Here is a 21,453-nt window from a genome sequence, read left to right as displayed (position 1 = left end):
GCCTCTTGGACGCTCAGGCATTGAGCTGCCGCGTCGGGGCGCTTTCTTGCCAGTCGGCCATCCAGCCCAGGACGTCCTCATAGGGCATCGGGCGGCAGATGCCGTAGCCTTGGCCGTTGAAGCAGCCGAGCGATACCAGCAAGTCGCGGATTTCCTCATTTTCCACGCCCTCGGCGACGAGAGGAATGCCAAGGCTTTCGCACAGCACCACGAGGCTGTTGACCAGCGACTGATCGAAACGGTTTTCGGTGAAGCGCTGGATGAATGAGCGGTCGATCTTGATCTCGCTGATCGCGAAGTCGCGCAAATAGCCGAATGAAGTGAAGCCGGCGCCGAAGTCGTCGATGGATAGGGCAATGCCGTTCTCGCGCAGCCGTTCGACAACTTGGCGTGCTTGCGAGGGGTTGGTGATGAGCGCGGTCTCCGTCAGTTCGAGCGTCACGCGCTTGGCGTCGATACGATGGCAGTTCACCATATCGACAAGGTCATCCACGAAACTGGTGCGTTCCAGCATACGCGCCGAGAGGTTTATCGAGATCGAGGCGCCGTCGACCTTGTCCTGAATCCGTGCGAATTGTTCTAGCACCTTGTCGATGCACTGGTGGGTAAAAGTTTCCAGCATGGCGCTGTGTTCCACCGCGCGAACCAGCTGGTCGGCGGGGATGTTGCCGATGCGTGGGTGCTCCCAGCGGACGAGCGCCTCAAAGCCGAGTACTCGGCCGTCGCGCATGTCCACCTTGGGTTGCCAATGCCATTGCAGGGCATCGTGTGCGATTGCGGTTTCCAGTTCCTCCAGCATGAGCCTGGGATCGAGCGGAGGTTGCGAGGGCATGTCCTCTTGCCAGGTCGCCAGTTTGGCAAGTCCGCGCTTGGCCTCGTACATGGCGTCATCAGCGGCTGAGAGCAGTCCCGCCGGCGAGAAACCGCGTTGCGGGCAGAGCGCAATGCCGAGCGAGGCGCCGACGTGAAGGACGCGGCTTTCATGGACGATTGGTTGTTCGATCAGGCGGACCAGCTTGGCGCCCATGGCTGCGGCTGTTTCGTCGCTGTCGATGTCCTGCAGCAGCAGGGCGAACTCGTCGCCGCCGAGGCGGGCTACGGTGTCAACTTCGCGCAAATGGCCGCGCAGGCGCCGGGCGACCGTGGTAAGGACGATATCACCGACCGCGTGGCCAAAGCTGTCATTGATTTCCTTGAAGCGGTCGAGGTCGATCATCATGACTGCAAAACCGTCGCCGGTGCGACGCGCACGGGCGCATGACTGGCCAAGCCGGTCAAACAGCAAGGTGCGGTTCGGTAGGTCAGTTAGGGGATCGTGAAGGCTGCGGTGGGTCAGTTCCTCCTCGGCGCGGCGCAAGTCCTGTCGGTACTTGCGCCAGGCGATGCCTTCCTCGACCGAAGCGGCGACGCGTTCGGGCGAAAGGCCACGCTTGGTGAGGAACTCTGTCATGCCGGACTTGATCGAATCTGCGGCGATCTGCTCGTCGGCGTTGCCGGTGACTGCAACAATTGGGCAGTCTGGATCAACTTCGGCGCGGATAGTCGGCACCAGGTCGCGGCCGTCGCCGTCGCCCAGGCCGAAGTCGAGGAAGACGATGTCAAATTGCGGTTCCGCAAGGCGGATCAGTTGCAGCGCCTCCGCCTGCGACGCTGCTTCCATCACGTTGATCCGGCGCGGGCAGCGCTCCAGCATGCGGATCAGGCGTTCGCGGTCGACATCGTCGTCATCGATTACCAGGGCCTGGATGTCGGAAGTGCCGTTTTGAAGGGATTCCATGCGAGGTATCCCTTCGCCGGATGGGTTGGAGGCGATGAGGTAGGGTTCGGGGTGATAGGCTTCGGGCCGGGCTTGAAAGGTCATGATCAGGGTAGCTCCTGGGTCCGGGCATATTTGCCGATGAATTGAGCCAGTTGTGCGAATTGCGGGCCAACCGAGGACTTTACCATGTAGCCTGCGACATGCTCGTCGTAGGCACGGGAGCGGTCCTGATCGCGGCAGCTTGTGGTCAGTACGAAGACGACCGTGCGGCACAGTTCAGGGTCGGCTCGCAGGGCGCGAAGAAACTGGAAGCCGTCCATGATCGGCATGTTGAGGTCGAGCAGAACGATGACCGGGGTAGCGGCGTGACTTTTTGGGTGACGATTCTGCAGGATCGCAAGTGCTTCGGCGCCGTCGGTCGCGGTGACCAGATTGCAGGGGACATCGTGTCGGACGAAGCTGCGCAACACGCCTTCGAGCGCAACGTCGTCGTCGTCCACCACCAGAACCGTGCATACGGATTGGCGAGTGTCGTTTGTCACCTTTTCAAGAGTATCAGTCATCTTCGAACTCCTTGAGCAGGATGCGCGGCCAGTGGATCTCGAAGCTGGCGCCGCCAAGCGCCCCTGGCGATTGTACCGTGATCATGCCTCCGTGGGCGTTGATCATCCGCCGCGTGAAGGCGAGGCCGAGGCCGTCGCCGCTGGTGCCGGGAGAGGCGCGGTGGAACAGCTTGAAGATGCGCTCTTCGGTACCGGGGGTGACCCCTCGCCCATCGTCATCGACGGTGAAGACCGCGAAGCGGCCTTCGTCATGCATGGTAATGCGAATTACACCGGTTTCGCTGCCATGGTGTTTGACCGCATTGCCGATCAGATTGCGGAGGCTGGTCGCAAGAGGCGCCAGCGGGGCGCTGAAGCGCGAGCCGTTGGCTTCGATGGTGACGGTGAAACCGTCCGGCACGTTGGCAAGAGTTACGGCCTCTTCGATGAGCTTGGCAGGGTCGATGGATTCCATGTGCGGATCGCGCACGCCAACCCGGGCATACGTCAGGAGATCATCGATCATTTGCTCTGCGCGAGTTATGCGCAGCGAGATGCGGTCGAAGTTGTGTTTTACTCCGTCGGAAAGGTGTTCGTCGCCGATGTCTTCGCGGATCCACGAGACAAGGTCGCCGATCCCACGCAGTGGTGACCGCAAGTCATGGCTGGCGACATAGGTGAATTCTTCGAGTTGTGTATTGGTCTGCTCGAGCGCCATCTGTGCGCGCTTGCGTTTCGAGATGTCGGTGATGATCGCCATGAAAAGCGGTTGGGCGACCGTCTCGAGACGGGTGAGGGCGATCTCTACAGGGATCTCGCGACCGGAACGATGGCGTCCGGTAAGGTCGCGGCCAGAGCCCATCGCCCGGGATTCGGGCGCTCGAGTATAGCCTTCGACATGGCCTGCGTGACTTGCGCGATAGCGCTCGGGCAGCAACATTTCGAGTGATCTGCCGACAAGCTCTTCACGGGCGTAGCCGAACTCGTCGGCCAGCGCGGAGTTGACCTGAACGATCCGCTGGCGACCATCTATTACGAGAAGACCGAGGGGTAGGTTCTCGAAGATCTGGGTGAAGCGCTTTTCCGCCAAGGTCAGTTGGGCAAGGCTCTTCACGTAAAGGATCGCCCATTGGTCGAATGCTGCAGTGCAGGGCACAAGGGTGATTTCGCAGGGCTGTTCGGCACCATCTCGGCGGTTGAAGTTGATTGCTCGGGACCAGGGGACGCGCGTTTCCGGCAAGGCGTCGAAATGGGACTCGATCATCTGCAACAGCGCGTCGCCTTCTTCCGTCTCGAACCAGACGGTGATCAATGAAAGGCGCAGGGCGGTGGCATCCGTTTCGCCAACGATTGAGCCCAGGGCAGGATTGGCCCACGAAATGACTCCGGCCCTATCGAGGATGGCGGCGCCGATCGGCGCATGTTGGAGCGCGGCGTGGGTTTCGGCCAGGCTATCGACAGTAATCGTCACACGACCTCCCATGCAGATCGCCAGTCCTTTCCCGGGAGCGGGAAGGATCAGGCGGTGCGACCGGGAGGTCGTTTCGCGTTCTTCAGCGACGCGAGGAATGAACCTCCAGCGTCATACTTTGGACCTAGGCCGTTTGCGGCTCACGAAGGAGCACTTCCGTCTATTCCCGTAATGCGAGGGCCTCGCAACGATTGCAGGGCGGATTTTACAGGGTGAGCGCTCAGATCGCGACGAACTTGCCTGCGTCGCGGTCCTTGCGCACTTTGAGCCCGTCAAACACCGACCCGCTCATGGTGATCCACACGCCGGGCTGTGCAGACTGACAGCAAGCAAAGGCCATGCCAAGGTTGAAGGTTGCATCGCTTTCGGCAAAGCGCGCGGGGGCGAGGGCACCGGTTAGCACCACGGTCTTGCCTTCCAGACCTTCCAGCGCCTTGGCGGTGTCGGTCATGGTGTCGGTGCCATGAGTGACGACCACGTGGCTTTCGGGCGCCGCGGCGATGGTAGCGCGGATGAGGGCGCGATCCTCGTCGGTGAGTTCGAGGCTGTCCTTGCGGAGCAGTTCCACCACGCGAAACGGATGGGCCACGCGCGAGGTCTTGAGCAGCTTTTCGATGACGCTTTCGGCGATCTGGTATTCGCTGAGCGCGTCGAAGTACTGCTTGTCGAACGTGCCGCCGGTAGTGACGACGAGGATGGGGGCGAGAGTCATGCACGCGCCTTTAAACTGGCGGCGGGGGCGGGGCAACCGTTGGCGATAGTGCCTGACCCTTCCGCACAAACGCTGTCGTCCCCGCTAATGCGGGGATCCCGCTTCCTTCTGCAACCTCGCCAAGCGGGGCCCCCGCCTTCGCGGGGGCGACGAGGTTGGGGTTGAACGGTTGGCTCTTGCTCGCCCGATCAGGCTTTCGCCATCTCGTTCAGCGTCACGTAGTCCAGCTTGCCGGTGCCCAGCACAGGCAAGGCATCCAGCACGCGGATCTCGCGCGGGATCATCAGTTCGGCCACGCCGTTGGCGCGGCCCCATTCCTGCAGGGCCTTGTGATCGGCGCCCTTGGCCGTGGTGTAGAGCACCAATTGCTCGCCCTTCTTCGCATCGGGCCGGGTGACCACTGCGCATTCCGCATCGGGCCAGACCTTGGCGGCATAGCCCTCGACAGCGGGCAGAGAGACCATTTCGCCAGCGATCTTGGCAAAGCGCTTGGCGCGGCCACGGATGGTGACGAAGCCGATCTCGTCGATGGTGACGATATCGCCGGTGTCGTGCCAGCCTTCGGCGGGCGGGCGGAGTACGCCGGGTTCACTCGCCAACAGGTATCCGGCCATGACGTTGGGCCCGCGAACATAGAGACGGCCGCCCTCGGCGATGCCGGGCACCTGTTCGAGCCGCGCTTCCATCGCCGGCAGCATCCGGCCGACGGTGCCCGCCTTGAAGTGCATCGGCGTGTTCACCGCGATCACCGGCGCGCACTCGGTGGCGCCATAGCCTTCGAGGATGCGCAGGCCGAACTTGTCGGCATAAGTGCGGCGGGTTTCCTCGCGCACCTTCTCCGCCCCCGCGAAGATGTAGCGCAGCGAGTAGAAGTCGTAGCTGTGCGCCATGCGGGCATAGCCGGAGAGGAACGTGTCGGTGCCGAACAGGATCGTGGCGTTGGCGTCGTAGGCGAGCGCGGGCACGATGCGGTAGTGCAGCGGGCTGGGGTAGAACACGGTGCGGATGCCGTTCAGCAGCGGCAGCAGGGTGCCGCCGGTCAGCCCGAACGAGTGGAACACCGGCAGCGCGTTCAGCACCACGTCGGCGGGGTTGAAGTCGATTCGCGCGGCCAGTTGTGCGCAGTTGGACAGCAGGTTGCAGTGGCTGAGCACCACGCCCTTGGGCGCGCCTTCGGAGCCCGAGGTGAACAGGATCACCGCCGGCGCGTCGGGCGAAACCTTGCGGCGGGCATGGCGGCTGGCGGCAAGGCGGCCGGTCACCATGTGCCAAAGCTTGGCGGTGGTGCCGATCTCTGCGGCTAGGTCTTCGAGGTAGAGTACGTTGCGACCGTCCGCTTCCAGCGCGGCGATCACGGCGTCCAGCTTGCCCTGTTCGACGAACGCGCGCGCGGTGACGACGGTTTCGATCTTCGCGGTGGCGCAGGCGGACACGAGGCTGGCCTGACCCACCGTGAAGTTCAGCATGGCAGGCACGCGCCCTTCGGCCTGAAGCGCGAAGAAGGCGAGGGCGACGCCGCTGACGTTCGGCAGCAGCAAACCCACGGCTTCGCCGGGACGGGTGCGATAGGCGAGCCGCTCACCCAGCAGTTCGGCGCCGAGGATCAGGCGGTTGTAGGCCAGCGGCGTGCGCTTGATGTCCTCCACCACCTTGGTCTTGCCGCCGTGGATCGCGCGGGCTTCGCAGAGCGCGGCGAACAGCGTGCGGTCGGTGTGGCTGGTGTCGAAGATCATCCGGCTCATCTCGTCATAGAGACGGCGACCGGCGATGGCGCGGCGCTGGCGGGCAGGCATCTCGCCTTCAATGCTGAAGCGGCGTGCGGGCAGCACTTCGATCGAGACTTTGGGGAACCAGCGCTGGCGGACTTTGCCCTTGAGGTGGGAGAAGGGCGTGTACTGCGGCCCGTCAAGGCGGACGGGGATGATCGGCGCGTCGGCCTTGTCGGCCACCATGCCGGGGCCGTCGAACACCTTCATCAGCGCGCCGGTCACGGTGATGCGGCCTTCGGGGAAGATCACCAAGGTGCGGCCTTCCTTCACGGCGCGGACCATGGCCTTGGCCGCCATCGGATTGGTGGGATCGACCGGGAAGGCGCGGAACAGCTTGAGGAAGGGCTGGATCCACCAGCTCTTGGCAATGGCGGTGTGGACCGCGAATGTCGGCTTGCCGGGCAGGAAGGCGCCCAGCAGCACGCCGTCGAGGTAGGAGAGGTGGTTGACGACGACCACGGCCGGTTCGCCGGGCTTGGGCATGTTCTCGATGCCGGTCACTTCCACGCGGTAGAGCATGCGCAGCACCGTGCGGATCACCGCCTTGAACAGCGTTTCGGGCAGCAGCCAGATCGAGGTGACGGCAACCAGCAGCGTCGCGAAGCCCAGTACGCCGATCACGCCCGGCACGCTCATCCCGTTGCCCAGCAGCACCGCGACAATGCCCACGGCTGCCACGGTCATGCCGGCGTTGAGGATGTTGTTGGCGGCGATCACCTGAGAGCGTTCCTCGGGCGCTGAATGGATCTGGAGGATCGCGTAGAGCGGCACGATGAACATCCCGCCGGAGAAGGCGATGATGACGAGGTCCGCGAAGATCTTCCACGACTGCGGGTTGGCCACGAACTGGCGCACATCGGCGTCGATCACCGTTGGCACGAAGGCGCGGGTGGAGATCCACAGGTCGATCAGGCCGATGGCCAGCATCAGCGCGCTGACCGGCACATAGCGGGCCGAGACTTCGCCCTTCAGCATGCGGTTCACCGTCATCGAACCCAGCGCGATGACGACCGAGAACACGACGAGGAACAGCGTCGCCACGTCCTTTTGCGCCTGCAGCGTGTCGGAAACGAGGGGGACGAACTCGGTCAGCAGGATCGCGCCCGCCGTGAAGAACCAGCTGATGCCCAGTACCGCCAGCCATACGCCGCGGCCGCGATGGGCGGCGGCGATGATGTGCCATGTGCCGCGCGCGATGTTCCAGTCGATCGGATGGCCGCCCCGGCTGGGCGGCGCCGCCGGGATCGCCTGCGCGGCGAGCCAGCCCACCACGGCGAGGCCCATGGCGACCAGACCCGCTTCCCATGGCACGACCTGCCCGGCTAGCAACTGGCCGCCCAGAATGGCGAGAAAGGTGCCCGCTTCGATCAGGCCGGTGCCGCCCATGACTTCGCGCTCGCCAAGGTGCTGCGGCAGGATCGAGTACTTCACCGGGCCGAACACGGTGGAGTGCAGGCCCATCAGGAACAGGCTGGCGAGCAGGACCGTGATCGATTCCCACGCGAAACCAATGAGGGCAAGGCCCATGATGCCGACTTCGGCCAGCTTGATCCAGCGGACGAGTTTCGCCTTGTCGATCCGGTCCGCGATCTGGCCGGCAAGGGCAGAGAACAGGAAATAGGGCAGGGTGAACAGCCCCGTTGCGACCACCGACAGCATCCCCGCCTTGTCCGGCGCATCGCGCAGCAGGCCGTAGTTGGCCAGCAGCAGCATCGCGTACTTCAGCAGGTTGTCGTTGAAGGCGCCCAGGAACTGGACGCAGAACATCGGCGCGAACCGCCGCTTGGTCAGCAATGAAAAGTCTGGTGCCGCCACGCCCGTATTCCCCCTTTTGATGGGACTGCTTGGACTTCAAGGACTTTGCGGGCGGTTAACGGTGCCAGTCACTCGCCCATCCTCTGCAACGAATCATGTCACATCATCGTCGCGATGGTAGGGGTGGCATTTAATTGATCGTTGTTCAATTAAAAAATTGGACATCGTTCAATTTATTCGGTTATCTGGCACTGCAATCGAATGAGGGCATGAATGGGACGGCGATCGGATCACAGCCGCGAGGAACTGCGCGAACTTTTCGTGGCGCAGGGGCACGCCTTGCTGTCCGAAGTCGGTTTTGCCCGGTTTTCCGCGCGCGAGGTGGCCAAGCAGGTCGGCTATTCGGTGGGTACGATCTACAACGTGTTCGGCTCGCTGGACGCGCTGATGGTTGAGATCAACGGCCGCACGCTCGATATGTGGATCGCCTTTCTGGAGGGGCGGCTGGCGGCTTGCGAGGACGGTGCCGTGCGTCTTGACGCAGCGATCGGCGCCTATTTCGATTTTGCGCTCAGCCATCGCCACGCCTGGACTGCGCTTTACGACTTCCGTCTGCCGGAAGGCAGCGAATCGCCTGCGTTCTACCGCGAGAAAGTGGCGACCATCACTGGCGTGATCGTGCGCGAGATTGCCGCAGTCCTTCCCGAAAGCGTGCGTGAAAAGGCGGTTCCGCTGGCGCGCTCGCTGCTGGCGAGTGTCCATGGGCACTGCTTCTTCGCGCTCAACGGCACTTTCGCGATGCTGGGCGAGGACGATCCGCTTGCAGCCGCCAAAGCGCGCGTGGCGGATAGCGTCGCCTGCGCGATCTCAGGTCGGTAAGGGCTCTGCCGGCAGGGTGCGAGGCCAGTCGATCAGGCCGATCATCATGTCGATGAAAGCTTCACGGTCGCGCAAGGTGGGCCGCTCCGGACGCATAAGCACGTCCGAGCGATAGCCGATCATGGCCGAGACGGTCATCAGCGTCAGCCGCTCCGCCTCCTCGTGCGAGAAGCGGGTTTCGAAGAATCTGGTCACGCAGGCGCGGAACTTGAAGGGGCCGCGCTCGTAGAACATCTCGTTGATTTCGGGGAAGCGCTCGCCCTCGCTGACGACGAGACGGAACAGTTGCACCGAATTCTCGCGCAGCAGGCAGTCGAGGAAGCGCAGGCACGCGCGGCGCAGCGCCGGGAAGGAGAATACCTGCCCGGTAAGCACTTCGTCCACGTCCTGGGAAAAAGTCTCGACCTTGTTGTCGACCACTGCCGCGAACAGTTCTTCCTTCGAGGAGAAGTGCGCCCAAAGCGTGGCCTTCGATCCGCCCAGTTCGTCGGCGATGGCCGACATGCTGGTGGCGGCATACCCGCGGCCGAAAAACGATCGCGTTGCAACCTCGACGATCTCGGCGCGCTTCTTTGCCTTGTTGAGCTCTCTCTTACCCGTACATCCTGTCATAGTACTGCATAGTACACTTTTCGATTGACAGGGGCAAGGCCGAGGTCGATGAAAACTGTACTGATGAGTACGATCACACTCCCCCGAGTCGCGGCAGCCTCGATGCTGGCCGTCGGCCTTTCGCTGTCCGCCTGCGCGGTGCCCGACCTTGGGCCGAAGCCGCAGATGCGGGCTTCTTCAACGCTGGAAAGCAGCCAGTCGCTTTCCGCCAGCGAGGCTGTCCAGTGGCCGCAGCAGCAGTGGTGGACCGCCTATGGCGACCCGCAGCTTGATGCGCTGGTGGCGGAAGCCCTTGCAGGCTCGCCGGATGTCGCCTCTGCGCAGGCGCGCATCCTGCAGGCGCGCGGCGCAGCCCAGGTGGCGGGCGCCGCGACCCTGCCGAGCCTGAACGGGCAGGGCTCCGGGGGTTTCACCAAGCAGAGCTACAACAACGGTTTCCCCAAGGCCTATGTTCCCAAGGGCTGGAACAGCACCGGCGATCTGGCGCTTTCGGGCGACTTCGACCTCGATCTCTGGGGCAAGAACCGCAAGCAGCTTGCCGCCGCCACGTCCGAGCGTATGGCTGCCGAGGCTGATGCCCGTCAGGCCGAGCTGATGATCTCGTCCAACGTGGTCTCCTCCTACTTCGACCTTGCCCGCCTGATCACGCGGGGCGAGGCGCTGAAGGATGCGCTCAAGGCGCGCGAGGCACTGGTGGACCTGACCGGCCAGCGCGTGCGTCAGGGCCTCGATCAGGAAGCGCCGCTGCGCCAGTCCGAAGCGCTCGCCGCCTCGGCCCGCGTCGCGCTGTCGCAGAATGACGAGCAGATCCTGCTGCGCCGCCATGCCTTGGCCGCGCTGCTGGGCGCCGGCCCCGATCGCGGCCTGTCGATCAACCCCACTGCCATTACCGCGATCCCGGTCGCGGCGCTGCCTGCCGATGCCGGGATCGGCCTCGTCGGCCGTCGTCCCGATATCGTCGCCGCCCGTCTGCGCGCGGAAGCGGCGGACAAGCGCATCGGCGTCGCCAAGGCGGCGTTCATGCCGGACATCTCGCTCTCGGGCCTGATCGGGCTCCAGTCGCTGGGGCTTTCGAACCTCATCAAGACCGGTTCTACTTACGGCAATGCCACTGGCGCGATCAGCCTGCCGATCTTTGAAGGCGGCCGCCTCAAGGGTGACTACACCCAGGCGCGCGGCAGCTATGACGAGGCGGTGGCGAGCTACAACTCCACCGTGATCGGCGCGCTTCAGGACGTGGCCGATGCGCTGGCAAGCCGCAATGCCGCGCAGGATCAGGAAAGCGCTGCCGCCGACGCGGCGGCCAAGTCCGCCCGCGCGCAGGACCTTGCTTTCCAGCGCTACCACGGCGGCATCGGCAACTATCTCGATGCCCTGACCGCCCAGACCACCGCTCTCGACGCCCGCCAGCAGGCGGTCGACGCTCATTTCCGGACGCTTTCCGAAGACGTCGCGCTCAAGCGCGCGCTCGGTGGCGGTTACGAAGACAATTCCAGCAAGAAGGCCGCTGACAATGACTGACGAAGCGCAGGGTTCGCCCGCAGGAAACGCTGGAGACACCAGCGTGCTGGGCAAGAGCCGCCGCAAGCCTTTGCTGCTGGGCCTTGGCGCCGCCGTTGTCGGCGTCGCGGTGCTCTATGGCGCCTACGATCTCTTCATCGGCAGCCGCTCGGTCTCGACCGACAATGCCTATGTCGGCGGTGACAATGCGCAGGTGACGCCGCTCACGTCGGGCCGCGTGGTCGAAGTGCTGGTCACAGACACGCAGCCGGTGCGCAAGGGCCAGCTGCTGTTCCGCATCGAAGATGCCGACCAGCGGATCGCGCTTGAACAGGCCGAGGCCGAACTGGCTTCGGCGCAGCGCACTTACGGCCAGTCGCTTGCCAATAACCGGGCGCTGGGCGCTTCGGCAGACGCCAGCGATGCGCAGATCAACTCGGCCAAGGCGAAGCTCGCTTCCGCGAAGGCCACGCTGACCAAGGCGCAGGCCGATTACGGACGCCGCGCCGCTCTGGTCGGTTCGGGGGCGGTTTCCGCCGAAGACCTGACCACCGCGCGTGAGGCTCTGGCCTCGGCCAAGGCGTCGGAAGGCGAGGCCCGCGCGATGCTGGCCCAGATGCAGGCCGCTGCCGTCAGCGCCCGCCGTCAGGAAGACGCCTCGGTCGCCATCACCCAGGGCACCACGCTCAGCACCGCGCCGCAGATCCGCCAGGCCCAGGCCAAGGTCGATCAGGCCAAGCTCGATCTCGAACGCACCATCGTGCGCGCGCCGATCGACGGTGTGATCGCCAAGCGCGCCATTCAGGTGGGACAGAAGGTTCAGGCCGGCAATGTGGCGATGACCGTGGTTCCGGTCGGCCAGCTCTATGTCGATGCGAACTTCAAGGAAACGCAGCTCGGCAACGTGCGCCCCGGCCAGAAGGCCACGCTGACCTCGGACTTCTACGGTTCCAAGGTCCGGTACCACGGCAAGGTGATCGGCTTTGCCGGCGGCACCGGCGCCGCTTTCGCGCTGATCCCGGCGCAGAACGCAACCGGCAACTGGATCAAGGTGGTGCAGCGCCTGCCGGTGCGCATCGAACTCGATCCTAAGGAACTGCAGGAGCATCCGCTGCGCATCGGCCTGTCGATGGACGCGGAAGTCGAACTGACGGACGCTGACTGATGGCCGGCGCTCCCCCCGCTGCTGCCGGGGCGGTTGACGGGCCAACGTTCACCGGCGCGAAGTTGCTGGTGGCCGGCTTCCTGCTGGCGATGGCCAACTTCGTCGTCGTGCTCGACATGACGATCGCCAACGTCTCGATCCCGCACATTTCGGGCGGGCTCGGGGTGTCGGTGTCGAACGGCACCTGGGCGATCACGTCCTACGCCGTGGCCGAGGCAATCTGCGTGCCGCTTACGGGCTGGCTCGCAGGGCGCTTCGGCAGCCTGCGGGTATTCCTGCTCTCGCTGATCGGCTTTGGCCTGTTTTCCGCGCTCTGCGGTATCGCCCATACGTTCCCGCTGCTGGTGCTGTTCCGCCTTGGACAGGGCTTCTGCGGCGGCCCGCTGATGCCACTGACGCAGACGCTGCTGCTGCGCATCTTCCCCAGGCACATGCATCCCCGCGCCATGGCTATGTGGGCGATGACGGTGGTGACGGCGCCTATCGCCGGTCCGATCGTCGGTGGCTACATCTCCGACAATTGGTCGTGGGAGTGGATCTTCTTCATCAACGTGCCGATCGTGGCGCTGGTCTTCTTCGGCCTGTTCACGATCTTGCGCGGGATCGAGACGCCCACGCGCAAGCTGCCGATCGACGTTGTCGGTCTTGGCCTGCTGATCGCATGGGTGGCGGCGTTCCAGATGATGCTCGACCTCGGGCGCGAGCATGACTGGTTCGGCTCGCCCTTCATCGTCGCGCTGGCGGTGATCGCGGTGATCTTCTTCATCGCCTTCGTGGTCTGGGAACTGACCGAGGATCACCCGGTGGTGGACCTGAAAGTCTTCCGCCATCGCGGTTTCTCGGCAGCGACGTTCTCGCTCACCATCGCTTTCGGCACTTACTTCGCGTCGGTCGTGGTGATCCCGCAGTGGTTGCAGGCCTCGATGGGCTACACCGCGACGCAGGCGGGTGAGGCGATGGCCTTTTCCGGCGTGCTGGCGGTCTTCGCATCGCCCTTCGTGCCCAAGCTGATGCAGCGCTTCGATCCGCGTTTGCTGGTGTTCCTCGGCATTTCGTGGATCGGCATCGTCGCGATCTTCCGCACCAGCTGGTCCACCGACGTGGCGTTCTGGACCATTGCCTGGCCGCAGCTGGTGCAGGGCGTGGGTGTGTCGCTGTTCATGGTGCCGCTGACCACGATCAGCCTCGCCTCGGTCGATCCGGACGAGACGGCGGGCGCGGCGGGCATCGCCAACTTCGGCCGCACCCTTGCTAGCGCCATCGCCACGGCTCTGGTGACGACCACCTGGGAAGACATGTCGCGTGCCAACAGCGCCGACATGGCCGCCTCGATGAACGGCGCGCAGCAGACGATGGACCAGCTTCAGGCCGCCGGGTTCTCGCTGGCGCAGGCACGGCAGACTTTGGCCAACCTCGTCGACGGGCAGGGCACGGCGCTGGGCACTGTCCATGTTTTCGCGCTCTGTGCCGTGCTGCTGTTCATCGCAGCCTGCACGATCTGGATTGCACCGCGTCCGCCTCGCGGTGCGAAGCCGGCCTCGGGCGGACATTAACCCGTCCACCCACCGACCGGCGAGCCGCCGACGCCTCCCCTATCCCTCGGCGTCGGCGGCTTTTTTGTTGGGAGCGTTCGTCACACTTGTGACGAGCTTGCGGCGACCTTCCAGATTCTATCCCGTAGGGGAGGCAGGGAGGGGGAGCGGGCCGGTGCCGTAGGAAAGGTGGGTGCTTTAACCCTCCGCCGCACCGCACTGGGTCAGCACATCGGCAGCAAGTTCTTCCAGCTTCAATTCGGCATCGACTGCGCCCGCCTCGACCGCAGCCGCGGGCGCCTGCGGTACCGTTGCCGTTCCGCGGTCCTGAGCGAGGGTACGACAGCCCGCCGCCTGCAGGAGTTTTAGACCTTTTGCGCCATCCTCGCCCATACCGGTCAACACCGCGCCGATGGCGGGAAGTCCGCCGCGCGCGATAGTGCCGAACAGCAGCGTTGCGGAAGGGCGGAAGCCTTCGACCGGTTCGCGTTCGACCGTCCGCAGTTTCGGCGGGCTACCCGGCTCCACGATCACGTGTTTCCCGGGATCGAACGCGATATGGACCGTTCCCGCCACCAGTTCCGCTCCATCGGCGACCGCCTTGATAGTGCATGCACAGTCCTTGTTGGCACGGGTGATGAACATTTCGGCGAGGGCTGGTTCGGTCTGAAGAATGATGACTGTGGGTGGACAATTCTTTGGATAGTGGCCGAGCACTTCGGTCAAGGCGTCGACGCCGCCCATGGAGGTACTGAAAGCGGCGATCTTGCCATTGGGCGTATAGCCCTCGGTGCTCTCGGCCTTGGGTCCGCGATGGCGGGGACGGTCGCGCACGTTCGAGTTGGCTGCGGCGACCACCACTTTGCCCAGTTTGCCGACCGTCTTGGCGAATTGTTCGGGTGTGGCCTTGAGCGGCTTTGGAAAGCACTCCACCGCCCCCAGTTCGAAGGCCTTGAGTGAGGTTTCCGTGCCGCTTTGAGTAAGGGCGGAAAGCATGACCACCGGCATCGGGTTGGTGCTCATGATCTCCTCGAGGAATTCGATTCCGCTCATCCCCGGCATCTCGACGTCAAGCGTCACGACATTGGGCTGCAGTTGGGCGATCTGGCTGCGGGCCTCGGCGGCGCTTGCGGCGGTGCCGACGACGACGACGTTTTTGGACTGCTCCAGGACGTCGCAAAACAACGCGCGCATCGCTGCTGAATCGTCGACCACGAGTACGCGGGCGTCATGCATCGGGTTTCGCCTTCTTCCTAAGATTTCTCACCATGCCGATACCGCCGATTAGCCGACCAATTTCCTTAACGGAGATAAGGGCTTCGACTGAGAATGCGCACAACGCACCGTTGGCATGGCTGGGCATAGAACGGCGTCGAGCCCGTTCTCTTCCTGCTCGGAAGAAGACGATGTGGGGCAATGCGACGAGGAAATTTCGATGACAGCGATCAGCGAGGCAAGTGGGGCTGGGATAGTCCTTCCCGCCCGTTGCGACCGGGCCGCGGCCGAAGTGCTGTTGCCGGAGTTCGTGGCAGCTGTGGGTCTTCAGCCCATCAGCATCGACGGCAGCGGGGTCGAGCATGTCGGTCAGGCCGTGCTGCAACTACTCGTTTCGGCGCGGCGAAGCGGCGGCGGAGCGGTGATCACTGCGTCCCCGGCTCTGCTCGATGCCGTGCAACTGACGGGCCTGGAGTCCGAACTCTTTGAGGAGGCCGCGCTGTGAGTCCCGAAGAAATCCAGCAGATATTCTTCGCTGAGTGCGAAGAGTCGCTGGCTGCCGCCGAAGCGGGGCTCGCGGCGTGCAAGGCGGGTACACACGATTCGGATACCGTGAACGCGGTGTTTCGCGGGGTTCATTCGATCAAGGGTGGTGCCGGCGCTTTCGGTTTTGGCGCGCTTCAGGCTTATACTCATACATTCGAGACGCTGCTGTCCGACGTGCGTGAGGGCCTGGTGCCGATCGACCCGAAACTCGTCGATCTCCTGCTGCGTGCGCTCGACACCCTGGCTGATCACGTCGAGGCCGCACGCGAGGGCGGGGATGCACCTGCCGATGCGGCGCTGATCGCCGAGATGGAAGGGGCGATGGCGGCCAATGTTGCGGGCGCGGCGCATGCTGCTGAATCCGATCGCGAGCCTGACCCCGCTGTGACGAGTTCTTCCGGCGGTGATGATGATTTCGGTATAGATCTCGATTCGCTGCTCGACGATCTGACCGGTGGATTCGATGTTCCCGCCAGTGCGACAACTGCAGACGGCGCGGTCGAACCTGCCAGTTGGCATGTCCAGGTGCGCCCGCGAGCCGGAGCCATGCGCAACGGAAGCGAACCGCTGCTCATGCTGCGTGAAGTCGCATCACTCGGCGGGCGTGTGGCTGCCTGCGACGTTTCGCAAGTGCCGCCGCTCGATAGTCTCGACATTGCCGAGGGATATCTGGCCTGGACTTTTGCGATGCCCGCCGAAGTGAGCGAAGATGCAGTGCGCGACATCTTCGACTTCATCGGTGATGACTGCGCGGTGGTGTTCGGCGATGACTCGGCCGAAGACGCTGTAGCTTCGACCGAACTGGATCCGACCACCATTTCAGCGCAAGTCGGCCCGGCCGTGACCGAGGCTGCGGATGGCTTGCCGGACGGGACAGGAAGGGCATCAGAAGCCGAGCCGGTTTCCAGCCGACCTGTTCCTGTTCCGCCGCCTATGCCAACGCCGGTCGCGGTGGCAGTTTTGCCGCCAGCCGCTGAACCGGCGGCAACTGCTGCAGCGACCGCTTCCGCGGCTCCTGCTGGGGGAACTGCTCCGGTATCCGGGGCAGGTCAATCGATCCGCATCGACCTGTTCAAACTTGATCGGCTGATCGATCTGGTTGGCGAACTGGTAATCGCCCAAGCCATGCTGGTTCAGCGCCTTGAAGGGGTGACGATCAATGCCAGCGAGGAACTTTCACTGCTCGAGAGCTTGACGCGCGACATCCAGGAAAGCGCGATGTCGATCCGAGCCCAGCCGATTGGGAGCGTATTCAGCCGTGTGCCTCGCATTTTACGGGATCTCGCGGCTTCGACGGGCAAGCATGTAAAGCTGGATGTTTTCGGCGAAACCACGGAACTCGACAAGACGGTGATCGAGCGGCTCGGTGAGCCGTTGACCCACCTCATCCGCAACGCGGTCGATCACGGCATCGAGACTGCCGAAGCGCGCATCGCCGCGGGCAAGTCACCGGAGGGTACGCTGACCCTTTCGGCCGAACACCGTGCCGGCCGCATCCTCATTTCGATTGCCGACGATGGCGCCGGGATCAACCGCGAGCGGGTTCTGGCCAAGGCGATCGAGAAGGGCATCGTCAGTGCCGATGCACAGCTTTCCGCCGAAGAGATTGACAACCTGATCTTCGCGCCAGGGTTCTCCACTGCGCAGGTCGTCTCGAATATCTCCGGGCGCGGGGTCGGCATGGATGTCGTGCGTCAGAACGTGAAGGATCTGGGCGGGCGTATCACTATCGAAAGCAATCCCGGCAAGGGGACGGCTTTTATCCTGACGCTGCCGCTTACGCTGGCAATTTCCGATGGCATGATAGTCAATGTCTGCGACCAGACGCTGGTGGTCCCGCTTGCACATGTGGTGGAGAGCTTGCGGCCCTCGCCGGATGATGTGCAGGGCTTGGGATCGAGCCAGGCGATGCTCAACGTGCGTGGCCGTTTCATTCCGGTCATTTCCCTGCGTGAGGCACTTGGTGCCCAGATGGGTTCGGAGGATAGGCTTGCCGGGCATCCAGAGCAGGGGGTGCTCATCGTTGTCGATACCGAAAGCGCGGGCCAGGCAGCCTTGCTGGTCGATGATATCCAGGACCAGCGCCAGTTCGTTATCAAAAGTCTCGCCACTAATTTTCGTCCCGTGGAAGGCGTGGCGGGGGCGACCATCCTCGGCGATGGCCGGGTGGCGCTGATTGTCGATGTCGACGGTCTGGTCGCCTGCGCTCTGCCTGCCCAGGATCGCGCCGGTCATGAGAGGCAGGTCGCATGAACGCTATGGCAACGGCGACCGAACAGGTCCCCGGGGTCAGCCCGGACATCTATGGGGACGCCGATTTCGCGGCGATCGCCAAGATTGTCTATGATGCGGTGGGCATCGTGCTCTCGCAGCGCAAGTCGATGCTGGTCTATTCGCGTCTTGCTCCCCTGGTGCGCGAGACGGGCGCGATCAGCTTTGCGCGTTATGTCGAAATGATGCGCGCAGACAGCACCGAGATGGGGCGTGCGGTGGCCGCGCTGACCACCAATCACACCTTCTTCTATCGTGAAGCGCACCACTTCGAGCATCTTGCCGAGCATGTCCGGCCCCATGCGATCGAATGCTTGCGCGCAGGGCAGCCGGTGCGTCTATGGTCGGCGGGATGTTCGAGCGGCGAGGAAGTGTGGTCAATCGTGATGACCATGCTGGGCAGCGACCGGAGTGCTGGCCTTGACATGGCCCGGCGTGATTTCGTGCTGCTGGCGAGCGACATCGCTCCTCACGCGCTGGCAAAGGCCGAGGCGGCGACGTATGCGGCGGGGGATCTCGATCCGGTGCCGGCCGCGCTGCGGTCGGCATGGAGTGCATCGAGCGGAGGGCAGGTCCGCATCGCCGATGCCGCGCGTGCATTGGTGCGGTTCCGGACACTCAACCTGCAAGGCGAGTGGCCGATGAAGGGGCGCTTTGATGCGATCTTCTGCCGCAACGTGATGATCTACTTCGACAACGAAACCAAGGAGCGGCTTGTTGCCCGCTATGCCCAGGCCCTGCAGCCGGGAGGCTTTCTCTACATTGGCCATTCCGAGCGCGTGACCGGTCCGGCAACGCAGGTGCTTAGGCTGGTCGGTCCAACCATCTACCAGAGGAGCGCGGCGTGAGCATCAGGGTTCTCATCGTCGACGATTCGCCGACCATGCGGGCGATCCTGATGTCGAGGCTGCGCGAGCAGGGGGACATCGAGGTTGTCGGCACCGCTTCTGATGCGGCCGAGGGGAGGGCTCTTATCAAGCAGCTCGATCCCGACGTGGTGACGCTCGACATCGAGATGCCAGGCATGAACGGGCTCGACTTTCTCGAAAAGATCATGGCCTTGCGTCCGACCCCGGTGATCGTGGTGTCGGGCGCCACCCAGGACGGTAACGAGGTGACTGCCCGTGCACTCGCGCTCGGGGCAGTCAATTGTTATGCGAAGTATGATCCCGGCGGCAAGCTGGCGTTGCAGGACGGCGGGGAACTGGCGGATCTAATCCGCGATGCGGCGCAAGTGCGTTTCGATGCTCGAATCGAATCGAGGCCGGAGCAGCGGCCGCGGGATGTCCGAGTTGGCGCTGCTACCATGGTAGCCGCTGAAAGTCGGCTCTCGATCCGGCGCGAAACCCGGTTGATCGCGATCGGCTCCTCGACAGGCGGTGTGGAGGCGTTGCAGGTCGTGCTGGGAGGCTTCCCGATCGATTGTCCGCCGACCGTGATCGTCCAGCACGTCAACCCGCGCTTTGCTCCGGCTATTGCCCGGACGCTCGATCTGGCCTGTCCGGCGCACGTCCAGGCTGCCGACATGGATACGCCCTTGTTGCCTGGAAATGTCTATCTTGCAGCCGCCGCCAGTTGCCATTTGACTGTGAAGCTCGATCGGGACGGAAGCACGCTGCTGGGGAAGATGCGGCGCGGTGAACCGATCAGCGGTCATGTCCCGAGCGTCGATGCCCTGTTCGCCTCGGTGGCACAGGTCGTGGGGGCTGAGGCGGTCGGCATTCTTCTTACCGGCATGGGGCAGGACGGTGCGCGGGGGTTGCTGGCCATGCGTCAGGCCGGCGCGCATACGATTGCGCAGGATGAACGCACTTGCACGGTGTTCGGGATGCCGCGCGTGGCAATTTCGCTCGGTGCGGCAAATGTAGTGGCCCCGGTCGACCGGATTGCCGGCCACGCCCTCAACAAGGCGGCATGACAAGATGGCATCTGCAAATTCACCCGCGAGTACGCACCTTACGGTGCTGCAGGGGCAGTTCAGGGTCAGTGCGGGCCCCAAGGTGGAACTCAGTACGGTCTTGGGCTCGTGCGTGGCGACGTGCCTCTATGATCCGGTGATCGAACTGGGCGGCATGAACCATTTTCTGCTTTCCGAGCCGCCCGCTACGCACGCGCGGGGGGAGGTCGATGTCCACTATGGGGTTTACCTCATGGAGATGCTGATCAACGAGATGCTCGCCTATGGTGCCCGCAAGGAGCGGCTCAGAGCCCATCTGTACGGCGGCGCGAACATCCGAGCGGGTATGCAACGGATTGGCACGGCCAATGCTGAATTCGCGCGGGGTTTCCTGGTCCGAGAGCGCATCGAGCTAATGCGTGAGGATCTCGGCGGTACTTGCGCGCGCCGTGTCGATTTTCGACCGGCATCCGGTCTCGTGCGCTGCCGTACCGTTGCCGAGGCTCCGGAAGTGGCTGTCCAGCCGGTGGTCCGGCGGGAACCGCGCGGCGAAGTCGAACTGTTTTAAGGGTCGATCTGTTTCAAGGAAAAATGAGGATCCGATGTCCAAGACCACCCGAGTCCTGACCGTTGACGATAGCGCATCCATGCGGGCGCTGCTCAATCATGCGTTGTCGAACAACGGCTTCGACGTGTCGCAGGCCGACGATGGCGTTTCTGCGCTGGAATGGCTGGCGCTGAACGAAGTCGATGTCGTCATAACAGACATCAATATGCCGCGTCTCGATGGCTTTGGCCTGATCGAGCAGGTCCGTGGAGGCACCCGACATCGCGATCGCCCCATCCTGGTACTGACAACCGAGAGTTCGGACGAGAAGAAGGCGCGTGCGCGAGCAGCCGGCGCGACCGGTTGGATCGTCAAGCCTTTCGACACCGACAAGCTCGTCGCGGCGGTCCGCCGCGTCGCCCACTGAAGGAGGCCTCGGTCATGCACCGCGAACTCATCACCTTCGAAGTCGCCGGCCAGATCTTCGCGCTCGACATCATGGCGATCCGCGAGATCCGCGCCTGGACCCCGGTAACGCCGATGCCGCGTGTCCCGCATTACGTGGCAGGCGTGGTCAACTTGCGCGGTACGGTATTGCCGGTGATCGATCTTGCTGCCCGGCTGGGCTGGACGCCGACCGAGGCCACGCCGCGCCACGCCATCATTGTCTGTCAGGTCAATGGGCAGTCGCAGGGTCTGATCGTGGATTCGGTGTCGGACATCGTCGCGCTTCATTCCGAGACCTTGCAGGCGCCGCCCAGTGCCGGACAGGACGGGGTGATCCCATTTCTCGAGGGGCTGGTGGCGATAGACGAGCACATGGTCATGGTGCTTGATCTCCAGACGCTGGGGACATCCGGGGATGCGTTGGCGGCGGCCTGAGCCATGATCCATGAATCGCGCTTTCTGGCCCCGAGGCTGCTTGAACCCCGATTTCTGGCTATGGCCGAAGTCTTGACCGAGCTTGCGGGCGAGATCGAGGCCCTGGGCGAAGTATTGTGTCGGGACGAGGGTTTCGCTGCAGGGCACATTCGCGAGCTTCAGGCGATCGATCTGATTTCCCAGAAGCAGCGTGCGTTGTCGGCCATTCTCAGTGCAGGGTTCAGTGCGACAGAGATGCGCCGCATCAACCTGGAGGCGATCAACCTGCGCTTCCGTCATTTTCTCGACGACAGCGAAACACTCTGCGAGGTACCGCTTGATTCACCGCCGGCCAACGGAAACGGCGATGGTGGACCGCTCGACTTGTGGGATTGACCGGGCGGCGATAACTCGTCTGGC

19 protein-coding genes are annotated in these 21,453 nt (G+C 63.8%); 12 read left to right on the top strand and 7 right to left on the bottom strand.

Features of this window, described 5'->3' with window-relative positions:
* Nucleotides 1–13 precede the first annotated feature (13 nt).
* The 5 genes from DM450_RS11825 to DM450_RS11805 all read right to left on the bottom strand — a co-directional run bounded on the left by DM450_RS11825 (nt 14) and on the right by DM450_RS11805 (nt 8,068).
* Complete coding sequence (locus DM450_RS11825) at nt 14–1,861, bottom strand: bifunctional diguanylate cyclase/phosphodiesterase (RefSeq protein WP_260609825.1); 1,848 nt, start codon at nt 1,859–1,861, stop codon at nt 14–16.
* Nucleotides 1,862–1,863: 2 nt separating this feature from the next.
* The gene (locus DM450_RS11820) at nt 1,864–2,322 is read right to left on the bottom strand and encodes a response regulator (RefSeq protein WP_142635034.1); all 459 of its coding nucleotides are present in this window, start codon (nt 2,320–2,322) and stop codon (nt 1,864–1,866) included.
* Nucleotides 2,315–3,772: a PAS domain-containing sensor histidine kinase gene (locus tag DM450_RS11815; protein ID WP_260609824.1), complete on the bottom strand. Its 1,458-nt coding sequence runs from the start codon at nt 3,770–3,772 to the stop codon at nt 2,315–2,317. The genes DM450_RS11820 and DM450_RS11815 overlap by 8 nt, the downstream gene beginning before the upstream one ends.
* A 220-nt stretch (nt 3,773–3,992) precedes the next feature.
* Nucleotides 3,993–4,484 (bottom strand): asparaginase domain-containing protein, encoded by a 492-nt coding sequence (locus DM450_RS11810; RefSeq protein WP_142635028.1) that lies wholly within the window; start codon nt 4,482–4,484, stop codon nt 3,993–3,995.
* 188 nt (nt 4,485–4,672) lie between these two features.
* Nucleotides 4,673–8,068 carry an acyl-[ACP]--phospholipid O-acyltransferase gene (locus tag DM450_RS11805; protein WP_260609823.1) on the bottom strand — a complete coding sequence of 1,132 codons (3,396 nt, stop codon included), beginning with the start codon at nt 8,066–8,068 and terminating at the stop codon, nt 4,673–4,675.
* Between the two features lie 213 nt (nt 8,069–8,281).
* Here DM450_RS11805 and DM450_RS11800 point away from each other — a divergent pair, with 213 nt between their 5' ends.
* Entirely contained in the window at nt 8,282–8,887 is a 606-nt protein-coding gene (locus DM450_RS11800; RefSeq protein ID WP_142635026.1) for a TetR/AcrR family transcriptional regulator, read from the top strand.
* On the opposite strand, the gene DM450_RS11795 is transcribed toward DM450_RS11800, so the two are convergent.
* Complete coding sequence (locus tag DM450_RS11795; RefSeq protein ID WP_409529335.1) at nt 8,876–9,391, bottom strand: TetR/AcrR family transcriptional regulator; 516 nt, start codon at nt 9,389–9,391, stop codon at nt 8,876–8,878. The two genes, DM450_RS11800 and DM450_RS11795, sit on opposite strands and share 12 nt — an antisense overlap.
* A 171-nt stretch (nt 9,392–9,562) precedes the next feature.
* Between DM450_RS11795 and DM450_RS11790 the strand changes: the two genes are divergently transcribed.
* From DM450_RS11790 to DM450_RS11780, 3 genes are read left to right on the top strand one after another with little or no spacing between them, the layout of a single operon-like run.
* Nucleotides 9,563–11,020, top strand: coding sequence for an efflux transporter outer membrane subunit (locus tag DM450_RS11790; RefSeq protein WP_142635021.1), 1,458 nt, complete (start codon nt 9,563–9,565; stop codon nt 11,018–11,020).
* A complete protein-coding gene (locus DM450_RS11785) occupies nt 11,013–12,164 on the top strand; it encodes an HlyD family efflux transporter periplasmic adaptor subunit (RefSeq protein WP_142635019.1) in 1,152 nt (383 codons plus the stop codon). The genes DM450_RS11790 and DM450_RS11785 overlap by 8 nt, the downstream gene beginning before the upstream one ends.
* Nucleotides 12,164–13,717 (top strand): DHA2 family efflux MFS transporter permease subunit, encoded by a 1,554-nt coding sequence (locus DM450_RS11780; RefSeq protein ID WP_142635017.1) that lies wholly within the window; start codon nt 12,164–12,166, stop codon nt 13,715–13,717. The genes DM450_RS11785 and DM450_RS11780 overlap by 1 nt, the downstream gene beginning before the upstream one ends.
* A gap of 177 nt (nt 13,718–13,894) precedes the next feature.
* Here DM450_RS11780 and DM450_RS11775 read toward each other — a convergent pair whose 3' ends face one another.
* On the bottom strand, nt 13,895–14,932 hold the full coding sequence (locus tag DM450_RS11775; protein WP_142635015.1) for a chemotaxis protein CheB: 1,038 nt from the start codon (nt 14,930–14,932) through the stop codon (nt 13,895–13,897).
* A gap of 199 nt (nt 14,933–15,131) precedes the next feature.
* Between DM450_RS11775 and DM450_RS11770 the strand changes: the two genes are divergently transcribed.
* Genes DM450_RS11770 through DM450_RS11735 form a run of 8 tightly spaced genes read left to right on the top strand, consistent with a single transcriptional unit; the run spans nt 15,132 to nt 21,429 of the window.
* Nucleotides 15,132–15,416: an STAS domain-containing protein gene (locus DM450_RS11770; RefSeq protein ID WP_142635013.1), complete on the top strand. Its 285-nt coding sequence runs from the start codon at nt 15,132–15,134 to the stop codon at nt 15,414–15,416.
* Nucleotides 15,413–17,710 carry a chemotaxis protein CheA gene (locus DM450_RS11765; protein ID WP_142635010.1) on the top strand — a complete coding sequence of 766 codons (2,298 nt, stop codon included), beginning with the start codon at nt 15,413–15,415 and terminating at the stop codon, nt 17,708–17,710. Before DM450_RS11770 ends, DM450_RS11765 begins: the two co-directional genes overlap by 4 nt.
* Nucleotides 17,707–18,576: a CheR family methyltransferase gene (locus DM450_RS11760; protein ID WP_142635009.1), complete on the top strand. Its 870-nt coding sequence runs from the start codon at nt 17,707–17,709 to the stop codon at nt 18,574–18,576. Before DM450_RS11765 ends, DM450_RS11760 begins: the two co-directional genes overlap by 4 nt.
* The gene (gene cheB, locus DM450_RS11755) at nt 18,573–19,646 is read left to right on the top strand and encodes a chemotaxis-specific protein-glutamate methyltransferase CheB (RefSeq protein ID WP_142635007.1); all 1,074 of its coding nucleotides are present in this window, start codon (nt 18,573–18,575) and stop codon (nt 19,644–19,646) included. The genes DM450_RS11760 and cheB overlap by 4 nt, the downstream gene beginning before the upstream one ends.
* Nucleotides 19,647–19,650: 4 nt before the next feature.
* On the top strand, nt 19,651–20,193 hold the full coding sequence (locus DM450_RS11750) for a chemotaxis protein CheD (RefSeq protein ID WP_142635005.1): 543 nt from the start codon (nt 19,651–19,653) through the stop codon (nt 20,191–20,193).
* Between the two features lie 34 nt (nt 20,194–20,227).
* Nucleotides 20,228–20,599 carry a response regulator gene (locus DM450_RS11745; protein WP_142635003.1) on the top strand — a complete coding sequence of 124 codons (372 nt, stop codon included), beginning with the start codon at nt 20,228–20,230 and terminating at the stop codon, nt 20,597–20,599.
* A 14-nt stretch (nt 20,600–20,613) separates the two neighbouring features.
* Nucleotides 20,614–21,054, top strand: coding sequence for a chemotaxis protein CheW (locus tag DM450_RS11740; protein WP_142635001.1), 441 nt, complete (start codon nt 20,614–20,616; stop codon nt 21,052–21,054).
* A 3-nt stretch (nt 21,055–21,057) separates the two neighbouring features.
* Nucleotides 21,058–21,429 (top strand): hypothetical protein, encoded by a 372-nt coding sequence (locus tag DM450_RS11735; RefSeq protein ID WP_242526061.1) that lies wholly within the window; start codon nt 21,058–21,060, stop codon nt 21,427–21,429.
* Nucleotides 21,430–21,453 lie beyond the last annotated feature (24 nt).

The sequence above is a fragment of the Sphingomonas sp. IC081 genome (genome assembly GCF_006874585.1).
Lineage (GTDB): Bacteria > Pseudomonadota > Alphaproteobacteria > Sphingomonadales > Sphingomonadaceae > Novosphingobium.
This window is presented reverse-complemented; position numbering and strand designations above follow the sequence as displayed.